This window comes from Mycobacterium sp. NS-7484, from assembly GCF_001953975.1.
In the GTDB taxonomy this organism is placed as follows: domain Bacteria; phylum Actinomycetota; class Actinomycetes; order Mycobacteriales; family Mycobacteriaceae; genus Mycobacterium.
This window is the reverse complement of sequence record NZ_MBEJ01000060.1, coordinates 16247-27090: the sequence shown is the minus strand read 5'-3', so window position 1 is coordinate 27090 and position 10844 is coordinate 16247. Positions and strand designations below refer to the sequence as shown.

The following is a 10844-nucleotide window of genomic DNA, read 5'->3' as shown; positions in this document are numbered from 1 at the left end:
GCGGCCAGGGCGTCGAGGCGTTGATCGAGGGCGGCGGCATCCCCGACCCGTAGATTGCCCCACACCGTCGCCATGCCGGGGATGGTGCCGGCCTCGACGCTGAAATGGCGGCCCTCATCGATCTGCGGGGGCACCCGCTCACCGTGGGGGTCCAGTCGGGCCACCCATTGGTCGATGCGGTCACGCAGTTTGCGTTTCGATAACCGCATCCAACTTTCGGCGCGGGCGGCCAGGGCTTCGTCGACAGCGGCCCAGGCGGTGGGGTCGACGGTGTCGGTGCGGTTGATGATGGCCAACACCATGCGCATGTCGATGGCCCCGGAGGCGAACAGGGCCGCCACCTGGGGAAGCCGGTCACGCAACACGCGGGCGTGGCGGATCTGTTCACCGGCGCGGTGGCGGCTGATGTTCAACGCCGCGGAGATTTCGGCGGCGACCGCTTCGAACGGGTCGGTGCGCCAGTACACCGTTTCGGCCAGTTCGTGTTCGCGGCGGGTGTCCAACGCACCGATGGCGGCCAGCCGCGCGGCGATCGCCGCGGATTCTGCCCGCGCCGCCGCGCTCATCGCGTCGATGAGGGCCGCATCGGAATCAGTGTCGAACACATGTTCGATTATGCCACCACCGACCGACAATCACAGGTGTTTTCCGCATCACGGCAGCGCCGCCGCCAATGCCATGTGGCCTTCGAAGCCGAGCCGGGTGGCCAGTTGGCGGTACTCGTCGCGCAGCGCCCGATAGGACACGTCCTCGCCTTTGGCGTGGGCGATCAGTGCACGGACCCGCAAAAGCGTGATGTCACGAAGGACCAGGCCGTCCTCGGCCGGAACCGCTGCCAATCTGGCGATCGCGGCCTCGGCCTCGGCCACGTCGCCGACCACGCCGCGGTCCAGCAGGGCCTCGGCCAGGATGCCCGTCGCCAAGATGTTGTACGCGAGCTGCCCGCTGTGGAAGACGTCGTCGATCGCCTGGCGCAGGACCCGGATGGCGCCGGTCCGGTCGCCGCGCCTGGCGCGCTCACGTGCGGTGTAGACGTCGATACCGACCAGTTCGGACAGGTAGAACCGTCCACTGAGGCACATTTGCCGGGCCTGGCCCAGGATCGTCAGCCCCCGCTCCCGGTCCGCGGGCGAGTCCCGGTTCAGCAGGGCATATCCCATGGTCACCCGCGCGAGACCGAGCGCGATCTCGTCGCCGGCACCTTCGGTGGTCTGAAGCGCCCCATCGATGTCCGCCAATGCCTCGTCGCTGGCCAGCAGCACTCCGGAGGACACCGTGGTGAAGTAGGTCCACGTGATGACCAGTGCATAGGTGAACTTGTCGGTGTTGCGGGCCATCGCCAGGGCGTGGTCGCGGTCGGCGCGCCAACCATCAAGGCCCAGTGCCCATTTGGCGATACTTCGCCCCGCGAAGGCGACTGCCAGCGGTGAGCCCACGATGAAGTTGCCCATGGTGGGGTCACCGTCGGCCAACTCGATCGCCATCTGCGACCAGCGCAGCACCTCACCCATCTCTCCGCTCTCGATCTTGAGCGAGATCGGCGACACCGACAATCCGACCGTGAGCGCGGGATCGCCGATGGATTCGATCAGCGTCATGTGCTCGGAAACCTGCTGTGAGGCATCGCGGACCCGGCCGTGCAGCATCAGCTCCCCGGTCAGCCCGGCCATGCCGATCGCGAGGGACGCTTTGTCCCCGGCGGCTTCGCAGAGCTCGCGCAGTTCCTCGAACCGGGCCCCGGAGATGCTGACCTCGCTCCGGAATCCGTTGCCGCAGACCAAGGTACGAGGAGCGATCCTCATCGCCGGCCGGTCGGGATCGTCGGCGGGCAATCGATCCGCAACCTGACGGGCCCGGTCCCAGCACACCTGGGCCGCGGCGACGTCGCGGGAATGTGCCCATGCTCCCGCCCGCATGTGCCAGTCGTACGCCGCGTGCAGATCGCCGGCCGCCTCCAGGTGTTCGGCGATCAGTGCCGCATTCTCGTCAGCCAGTGCGGGTTCGCGGGTCACGATGGCCTCGGCCAGGCGTCGATGCAGTTCTGTGCGGTCGGACTTGAGCTGCGATTCGTAGGCGACGGTGCGCACCATCGGGTGACTGAAGGCATATTCGGCGTGCGGTGTGTACTGCACCTGGTCGATCAGGTCGGCCTCGATCAGCTCCTCGAACGTCGGCTCGGTGTCCAGGCAGGCCAGCAAGCCGGCGTTGAACCGGGTTCCGATGACGGCGGCGGCGCTCAGCGTTCGTTTGGCCGCCGGGTCGAGCCGGTCGATACGCGCGGCGATGGTGGCGTGCAGGGTGGCCGGCACGCTGACCCGCTCCTGCCGGTCGCACAATACGTAGGCGCCCGGTTCGCCCCGAATCAGGCCGCGTTCGGCGAGGTCGCGCACGATCTCCAGGGCGAAGTAGGGATTGCCGGCGGCGCGTCGGGTGATGGTGGCCGCAAGGGCGGCGACCCCGTCGCCAGTTCCGAGGAGCTCGCTGATCAACGTGGACGTCTCGGAATCATCCAGCGGGGCCAGCACTATCGTCTGCGCGCCGTGGACCCGGGTCAGGGCGCCGTGGTATTCGGGCCGGTAGGTGATCGCGACGAGGGACGGCGTCCGCGGGGTGACCGACAGGAAGTCGTACAGCATCGATTCGCTGACGCCGTCGATCCAGTGGGCGTCCTCGACGACGTATACCGCGGGCGTGGTCCGCGCCAGCGATGCCGCATTGACCAGGGTGGTCAGCCGCCTCCGCCGGGCATCGGGGTCGATCGTCGGCAGCACCACGTCGGGGTCGGCGATGCCGAGCAGGTCGTCGAGCAGCATCAGGTTCTGTGGGTCGTCGTCGGGGACCTGGGCTCGGAGCTTGGCGCGCGCCGCCTGCCGATCCAGGTCGGCCACGCCGAAGCCGGCTCGCAGCAGACCGGCGATGGCATGGAACGGGATCTCGCTGGTGTGGGATTCGCAGAATGTCGAGTGCACCGGGACACCTCGGGCGACTGCCTTCGCCGCGAGCTCGCTGACCAGCCGGCTCTTGCCCAGGCCGGGGCCGCCGGCCAGCAGGATGATGCTGCCGTGGCCATCGATCGAGCGCTCCAGGATGCCTTCGACCGCGGACAGCTCCCAACCACGGCCGACCAGCGTCGAGCCGCCCGCATTCAGCAGGTTGTGGGTGGTGTTCATCTCCAGTAGGCGCCGTGCCCGGATCGGCTGATCGGCCCCTTTGACCTGCACCATCTCCGGATCGCCCAGCCGCATGGAGCCTTCGACGAGATGCGCTGTCGATTCGGTGAGCATCACGCCACCAGGCGGGGCGACGGACTCCATGCGTTGCGCCATCCCCACGTGCTCACCGATTGCGGTGTAGCTCATCGTGTCGGTGCCGACTTCGCCGGTGATCACTTGACCGGAACTCAACCCGGCCCGCAATCGCAGGTCCAGGCCATCCTGGGCCTTGACCGCGATGGCCAGCTGCGCAGTCTGCTGGTGGATCTCCAGGGCGGCCAGACACGCTCTGAAAGCGTGGTCTTCCAAGGCAACCGGCGCTCCGAAGATGGCCATGATGCCGTCGCCGGTGAACTTGTCCACGGTGCCGCCATAGCGGCGGACCACCGCGGCGGAGCGGTTGAACAGGTCGCTCATGATCTCGCGGAGTCGTTCGGCTCCCAGCGCCGAGGCGATGTCCATCGACCGGACGACGTCGGCGAACAGGACGGTGACCTGCTTGTACTCGGCACCTGGCGCAGGAGTGACGGGTGCGCCGCACGCGTCGCAGTACCGGGCCCCTGCCCGCGGTTGGGTACCGCATGCCCGGCATGTCGCAGTTGCCGTCATCTGAAGCCCCCGGCCATCGGAGAACCTGCTGCAACGAGGATAGAACGCAGCAACCGCCAAAGACAGGGGCCGAGCCCGGATACGCCGACGCGGGCGCCCCGAACGGCTGGGGGGTGGAATCACGTTCGGGGCGCCATGTCGTCGGTCTCAGCTCAGGTGATGGACCTCCTGCAGGCCGTACACCGGCGTTGCCAGCCCCTCGTACCGGGCCTTGAGCTGCAACGCCAAATACAGTGAGTAGTGCCGGGATTGGTGGAGATTGCCACCGTGCAGCCAGAGATTGGGCTGTTGGGTGGGCTTCCACATGTTGCGTTGTTCGCCTTCCCACGGTCCGGGATCTTTGGCGGTGCCCGAGCCCAGGCCCCACACCTTGCCGATCCGGTCGGCGACCTCCTGGCTGATCAGGTCGGCCGCCCAGCCGTTCATCGAACCGAAGCCGGTGGCGTACACCACCACATCGGCGGGCAGCTCGGTGCCGTCGGCCAGGATCACCGAGTCCTCGGTGAGGCGGTCCACCTCGCCGTGGGCAAGTTTGATGCTGCCGTCGGCAATCAAATCGCAGGCACCGACGTCGATGTAGTAGCCCGATCCGCGGCGCAGGTATTTCATGAACAGTCCGGAATCGTCGTCGCCGAAGTCCAGTTCGAAACCGGCGGCCTCCAGGCGCGCGTAGAAATCCTTGTCGCGCAGTCGGATTGAATCGTAGATCGGCCGCTGGAAGTCGGCCATGATGGCATACGGCAGTGACGCGAAGGTGAGATCGGCCTTCTCAGTGGTCATTCCGGAGGCCACGGCCCGCTCCGAGTACAGGTCGCCCAGACCCAGCTCCATCAGCGAATCGGATTTGACGACGTGCGTCGAGGACCGCTGCACCATCGTGACGTCGACGTCGTTCTCGTACAACGCTTTACAGATGTCGTGTGCTGAATTGTTGGAGCCGATCACCACGGCGCGCTTGGCCACATAGCGGTCCGGGCCGGGATGGTGACTGGAATGGTGTTGTTCACCTCGGAACACGTTCTGGCCGGGCAGGGCCGGGATGTTCGGCTTGCCCGACATCCCGGTGGCCAGCACCAGGTGCACCGGACGCAAGGTGACCCGGGTGCCGGCCCGGTCGACCTCGACCGTCCAGCGACCTTCGGCGTCGTCGTAGGACGCCGACACGCAGGTGGTCGAACTCCAGTAGGGCACCTCCATGACCCGGGTGTAGAACTCCAGCCAGTCACCGATCTTGTCTTTGGGTGCGAATACCGGCCAGTTCGGTGGGAACGGCAGGTAGGGCAGGTGGTCGTACCAGACCGGGTCGTGCAGGCACAGGGACTTGTAACGCTTGCGCCACTGGTCACCGGGCCGCTCGTGGCGGTCGACGACGATGCTGGGCACGCCGAGTTGGCGTAGCCGTGCACCAAGCGCGATCCCGCCCTGACCCCCGCCGATCACCAGGATGTAGGGCTGCTCGGAGTAGCCGAGCGTGAGTTCTTCGTCGAGGCGTTTCTCGGCCCAGGACCGGGTGTCGGGGTCGGAGCCGTGTACCGCGCCCATCGGTCGGGTGGCGCCTCTGCGTTCCTCGTGGCCCTTAAGTTCCTGAAGCGTGGTGAGCAGGGTCCACGCTTTGCTCCCCTCGGCGTCGTCGCGCAGACGCAGGTGCCCCTTGCCGCGGCCCACCGCGGTCTCGAACTCGATGAATGCCGAGGTCACCACTGCATCCCCGACGAAGTCCTCGGTCGGGGGCTCCGCGGTCCGGAAACCTGAGGGGTCGGTGTCGTGCAGGCGCGACGACAGCATGTCGGCGATGCCGTCGCGTCCTTCGAGGGTCTTGATGTTCCAGGTGAACGCGACCAGATCCCGCCAGAAGCTGTCGATCGCGAACTTCGCCACGACGCGGGAAACGTCCCGGTCGGCGAGGGCGGACTCGAAGTCGGCCAGCCAGGCGTCGACCCGTTCCTGCGGGGACAACGTGGTGGGACGTGCGGCGGTGGTCTGCGTCATGTGGCCCAGCCCACACCTTGGCCACGGGGTGCGACAAGGGTTGCACGGGGTTGCAGTGGGCCGCCGTGGCGCGCCAATGTGATGTAGAGCACAATCAGCGGTGATGGCCGGTTCGTCGATTCCTGAGCCCGCGGTGTCCTCCGGTGAGGATCCGCGGCGCTACGCCATGCTGTTGTCCGCCGTCTACGACGCCACCATGTCTGGTGACCGGGCCCCCGCGCGTCCCCGCCGGGTGATCGAGGACTCGTGGAACAGATTGCGGGCCAAGGGGATCGATCCGGATCAGCACATGCCGCCACGCGTCGAGACCGCGGGTCTGGACTTGCTCAGGCAGCAGTCGGGGCTGATGGCAGTGCTCGACGACGTCACCCGCGGGCTCGAATCGGTGATCGACGAGGGCGACAACATCCTGGTCATCGCCGATGCCCGCGGCCGGGTGCTGTGGCGGTCCGGATCTCCGCGGGTGCTCGGTCTGGCCGATCGCCTGGGCTTTGTCGAAGGTGCGAGCTGGAGTGAGAACGCAGTGGGCACCAATGGCATCGGGACGGCGCTGGCCTCTCATCGTGCGGTGCAGATCTTCTCCGCCGAGCACTTCCTGCGCACGCACCATCCGTGGACGTGCGCCGGGGCGCCGATCCGTGATCCACGCACTTCTCAGGTGATCGGAATCGTCGACGTCTCCGGACCGGCCGCGACGGTGCATCCGACCACGGTGGCCCTGGTGGACCTGGTGGCGCGGTTGGCCGAATCCCAGCTGCGGGAAGCGCATGACCGTACGTTGAACGTGCTTCGTGCGGTGGCGGCACCCATCCTGGCCCGGGTGGGCGGCCCGGCGCTCGCGGTCGATTCCGAGGGTTGGGTCGCGGCGGTGGCCTCCCTGCCGCTGCACAACCGAATCCTGTTGCCCGAAAGCGGTTTACCCGGACGGGTCTGGGTGCCGCCACTGGGGATGTGCGATGTGGAACCGTTGCCGGGCGGTTGGCTGGTCCGGGCGGCCGAGGACACCGATACTGCTGCGACCCCGTCGCGGGTGACCCTCGATCTGCGCGAAGGTGAACCCGCGCTGGAGATGACCGGACAGTTCGGCAACTGGCGACGCAGCATCTCCAGTCGCCACGCCGAGATCCTGTTGGTGCTGGCGACCAGCGAGCAGGGTCGCTCCGCGCCGGAGCTGGCCGAGGATCTCTACGGCGACCGGTCCAGGGTGGTGACGGTGCGAGCCGAGATGTCGCGGCTGCGTAAGCAGTTCGCCGGCCTGGTGGCAGGCAAGCCCTACCGGTTCGGGGAGTCGGTCGTCGTCGACGTCCGGTACCCACAGGACATGTCGGCACTGTTGGCCTCGTCGACAGCTCCGGCGATTCACGCGGTGCGCGGTATACCTTGACGTGATGGTGGCGGATCCGACGCTTCTGGATGGTCTCGACGGCGAGGCCGGCGCACAGCGCGCCGAGTTGGTCGAATGGCTGTTGGACCGCGGCATCACCGCTGATCAGATTCGTCAGGCCGTGACCCCGCTGTTGCTGGCGTCGCGCCGGGTGGCTGGTGACGACGGCACATATGTCTCGACCCGCGAGATCAGCGAGCAGACCGGGTTGGACGTCGATCTGGTGCAGCGGCTGCAACGGGCGATGGGGTTGGCCACCGTCGACGATGTGGATGCCGCGGTGTTGTTGCGGGCCGACGCCGAGGCGGTCGGGTTCGCCGAGCGTTTCCTGGAACTGGGGATCGATCCGGATCAGGTCGTGTTGATCACGCGGGTGCTGGCCGAGGGGCTCAGCCGGGCCGCCGAGGTGATGCGGTACGCCGCGCTGGCGGCCGTGTTGACTCCCGGGGCGACCGAACTGGAAACGGCCAAGGCCAGCGAGGCGCTGGTGGCCGAGGCGGCCCCGCTGATCGGGCCGATGATCCGCGACATGCTGTTCGTTCAGTTGCGCCACGCCATGGAGACCGAGGCGGTCAGCGCCTCCGAGCGGGCCGAAGGCGTTCCGTTGCCGGGTGCGCGCGTCGTCACCATCGCGTTCGCCGACATCGTGGGTTTCACCCGGTTGGGTGAGGTGGTGCCGCCTGAAGACCTGGAGCGCCTGGCCAATCGGCTGGCCGACGCGGCACGTGAGGTGGCGGTGGTCCCGGTGCGGCTGATCAAGACGATCGGCGACGCGGTGATGCTCGTCAGCCCCGATCCGGCGGCGCTGCTGGATGCGGTTCTGCAGTTGGTGGCCGCCACCGAAACCGACGAGGACTTCCCGCGCCTGCGGGTGGGCCTGGCCACCGGGCCGGCCGTGTGCCGGGCGGGTGACTGGTTCGGAAGTTCGGTGAACCTGGCCAGCCGGGTGACGGGGGCGGCGCGGGCTGGGACGGTGTTGGTGTCCGAGTCCACGCGTGCCGCGATCGTCGAGGCCGGCGATGACCGGTTCCGCTGGTCGTTCGCCGGGGCCAGGCATCTCAAGGGAGTCAAAAGTGACGTCAAACTCTTCCGGGCCCGCACGTCGGGCTTTATCGAATCTTCATCGAACGACTAGGGCGGCCACATCGATCATCGGCAGGCTGGAGACATGACGAAACTGATGATGCTGAGCGCCGGAGCGGCAGTGGCGACCGCCCTCCTCGCCGGTTGTAGCAACGAGACTTCCGACGGGACGGCCGGTCAAGAGACGAATCCCACGACCTCGTCGGTGACCAGTTCCCAGGCGCCCACCGAGACCCACAACGATGCCGATGTGATGTTCGCCCAGCACATGATTCCGCATCATCAGCAGGCGGTCGAGATGAGCGACGTGCTGCTGGCCAAGCCGGACATCGATGCTCAGGTGCGCGATCTGGCCACTCAGATCAAGGACGCCCAGGCGCCTGAGATCGCACAGATGCAGGACTGGTTGACGCAGTGGGGCAACCCGCCGATGCCGCCGATGGACCACGGCGACATGGGGCACATGCAGGGCATGGTCTCGGAGGCTGACATGACGGCGTTGCGCGAGGCGCAGGGCGTCGAGGCGGCCAAGCTGTTCCTGACGCACATGATCGCCCACCACGAGGGGGCGATCACCATGGCCAAGGACGAGATCCGCGATGGCAAGAACCCGGCCGCCCTCGAGTTGGCCCGCACCATCGTGAGCACCCAGCAGCAGGAGATCGACGCCATGAAGCAGAAGCTGGCGGCGCTCTGACCTGTCTATCCCGCCTCTATCCCGCGGGCAGGGTGATCGTGAACGTCGTCGGAGTGCCGGGGCGGCTCGTCACGGCGATCTGGCCGCGATGCGCCTCGACCAGGGCCTTCACGATCGCCAGCCCGATGCCGGCACCGCCGTGGTCGCGGTCGCGGGCGGTGTCGGCCCGGTAGAACCGCTCGAAGACATGGGGCAGGTGTTCGGCCGGGATGCCGTCGCCGGTGTCGGTGACGGTCACCGTGACGGTGCCGGTCTCGATGCCGGTGCGGGCCTCAATGGTCACCCGGCCCCCGGCGGCGGTGTGGCGCAGCGCGTTGTCGAGCAGGTTGCCCAGGATCTGGGCCAGCCGGTGCGGATCGGCCCATAGCGGTGGCAGCTCCTCGGGCACCCGCCAGTCCAGCGTCACGCCCTTGGCGTCGAACCGGTCTCGGGCTGCCGCCACCGCGTCGGTCACCGCCGCGGCCACCCGGACCGGGGCCGGGGTGAGCGTGGTCTGCGTTTCCTCGGCCTGAGCCAGGGCAGCCGCGTCGCCGGCGAACCGGACCAGTCGGTGGGTCTGTTGGCGCAGCATCGAGACGGTCTCGGGATCGAGGGTCCGCACCCCGTCCTCGATCGCCTCGAAGTACGCCTCCAAGACCGAGACCGGAGTGCGGATTTCGTGGGCCAGGTCGCTGAACAGCCGGCGACGGCCGGCGTCGACGGCCTCGAGTTGCGCCGCCATCTGGTTGAAAGACCTTGCCAGGGAATCGAAATCGTCCCCGAGATCCGCGGGTGGGACCCGGGAGTCGTAGTGACCGTCGGCGATGGCGGTGGCCGCCCGGGCCACCTCGGTCAGCGAGCGTTGCAGCCGTCGGCCGACGTACCAGGTGACGATCAGGGCGGCCAGTGTTGCCACGCACAGCGCCACCGCGATCGAGATCACGGTGGCGTAGACGTAGGCCTCTTCGGCGTGCATTTGCTCGGCCGAGTCGCCGGACACCCCGGCCCGGTGCAGATGTTCGCGGAACAGCGGCGGCCCGACCACGGCTGCAACGAGGCCGGTGGTACCGGCACCGGCGGCCAGCACCAGGGCTTGGGCCGAGAGCAGTCGGGTGCGCAGGCCGGCGCTCACCGTCGGGCCTTTCGTCCGGTGCCCATGCGGTAACCGACCCCGCGCACGGTGATCACATACAGCGGATCGGCCGGGTCGTCGCCGAGTTTTCGGCGGAGGTGCCCGATATGGACATCGACGAGGTGTTCGTTGCCCACGTAGCTTGGCTCCCAGACGGATTCGAGTATCTGACGACGGGTCAGGGCCACGCCGGGACGGGCGGACAGGGCTGCCAGTACGTCGAACTCGGTGCGGGTCAGCATGATCGGCTCGTCGTCGAGGAACACCTGGCGCCCGTCGACGTCGATGCGCAGCGCGCCGAACACCCGTCCGTCGACCGGCCCGGCACCAGTGCGCGGCCGGCGCAGCATCGCGCGGATCCGGGCGACGAGCTCGCGCGGGCTGAACGGTTTGGTCATGTAGTCGTCGGCGCCCACCGCCAGGCCGACGATGGTGTCCATCTCCGTGTCGCGTGCGGTGAGCATCACCACGTAGGCGTCGGAAAAGGTGCGCAGTTGACGGCAGGCTTCCACGCCGTCGATTCCGGGTAGACCGAGATCGAGGACCACCACGTCAGGGTCGACCTCACGGGCCAGCCGGACGGCCTCGGACCCGTCGTGGGCGAGGGTGACGTCGAAATGTTCGCGGGCGAGATAGCTGCCGACGACCGCGGCGAGTGCGGCTTCGTCGTCGACGACCAGGGCGCGGTAGCCGACGGCATTGTGCTCCATGTGCCCATAGTGCAACAGGTGGAAAGGGAGGCCGTGACTGCTATACCCT

At 67.8% G+C, this 10844-nt stretch carries 8 protein-coding genes; 3 read left to right on the top strand and 5 right to left on the bottom strand.

Features of this window, described 5'->3' with window-relative positions; translation table 11 throughout:
• The 3 genes from A5733_RS10590 to A5733_RS10580 all read right to left on the bottom strand — a co-directional run.
• Window positions 1-605, bottom strand: a 605-nt coding sequence (locus A5733_RS10590; RefSeq protein ID WP_142253918.1) for a DUF222 domain-containing protein, incomplete at its 3' end; no start/stop codon positions are given.
• A gap of 48 nt (window positions 606-653) precedes the next feature.
• Entirely contained in the window at window positions 654-3821 is a 3168-nt protein-coding gene (locus A5733_RS10585) for an adenylate/guanylate cyclase domain-containing protein (RefSeq protein ID WP_076240080.1), read from the bottom strand.
• Between the two features lie 147 nt (window positions 3822-3968).
• Window positions 3969-5810 (bottom strand): NAD(P)/FAD-dependent oxidoreductase, encoded by a 1842-nt coding sequence (locus tag A5733_RS10580; RefSeq protein ID WP_076240079.1) that lies wholly within the window; start codon window positions 5808-5810, stop codon window positions 3969-3971.
• A 103-nt stretch (window positions 5811-5913) separates the two neighbouring features.
• Here A5733_RS10580 and A5733_RS10575 point away from each other — a divergent pair, with 103 nt between their 5' ends.
• The 3 genes from A5733_RS10575 to A5733_RS10565 are packed head-to-tail and all read left to right on the top strand — an operon-like array spanning window position 5914 to window position 8974.
• Complete coding sequence (locus A5733_RS10575; RefSeq protein ID WP_076240078.1) at window positions 5914-7194, top strand: GAF domain-containing protein; 1281 nt, start codon at window positions 5914-5916, stop codon at window positions 7192-7194.
• 4 nt (window positions 7195-7198) lie between these two features.
• A complete protein-coding gene (locus A5733_RS10570) occupies window positions 7199-8329 on the top strand; it encodes an adenylate/guanylate cyclase domain-containing protein (RefSeq protein ID WP_067773386.1) in 1131 nt (376 codons plus the stop codon).
• Window positions 8330-8362: 33 nt separating this feature from the next.
• Complete coding sequence (locus A5733_RS10565) at window positions 8363-8974, top strand: DUF305 domain-containing protein (protein ID WP_076240077.1); 612 nt, start codon at window positions 8363-8365, stop codon at window positions 8972-8974.
• A gap of 16 nt (window positions 8975-8990) precedes the next feature.
• On the opposite strand, the gene A5733_RS10560 is transcribed toward A5733_RS10565, so the two are convergent.
• Complete coding sequence (locus A5733_RS10560) at window positions 8991-10085, bottom strand: cell wall metabolism sensor histidine kinase WalK (protein ID WP_076240076.1); 1095 nt, start codon at window positions 10083-10085, stop codon at window positions 8991-8993.
• Window positions 10082-10795 carry a response regulator transcription factor gene (locus A5733_RS10555; protein WP_076240075.1) on the bottom strand — a complete coding sequence of 238 codons (714 nt, stop codon included), beginning with the start codon at window positions 10793-10795 and terminating at the stop codon, window positions 10082-10084. Before A5733_RS10555 ends, A5733_RS10560 begins: the two co-directional genes overlap by 4 nt.
• Window positions 10796-10844 lie beyond the last annotated feature (49 nt).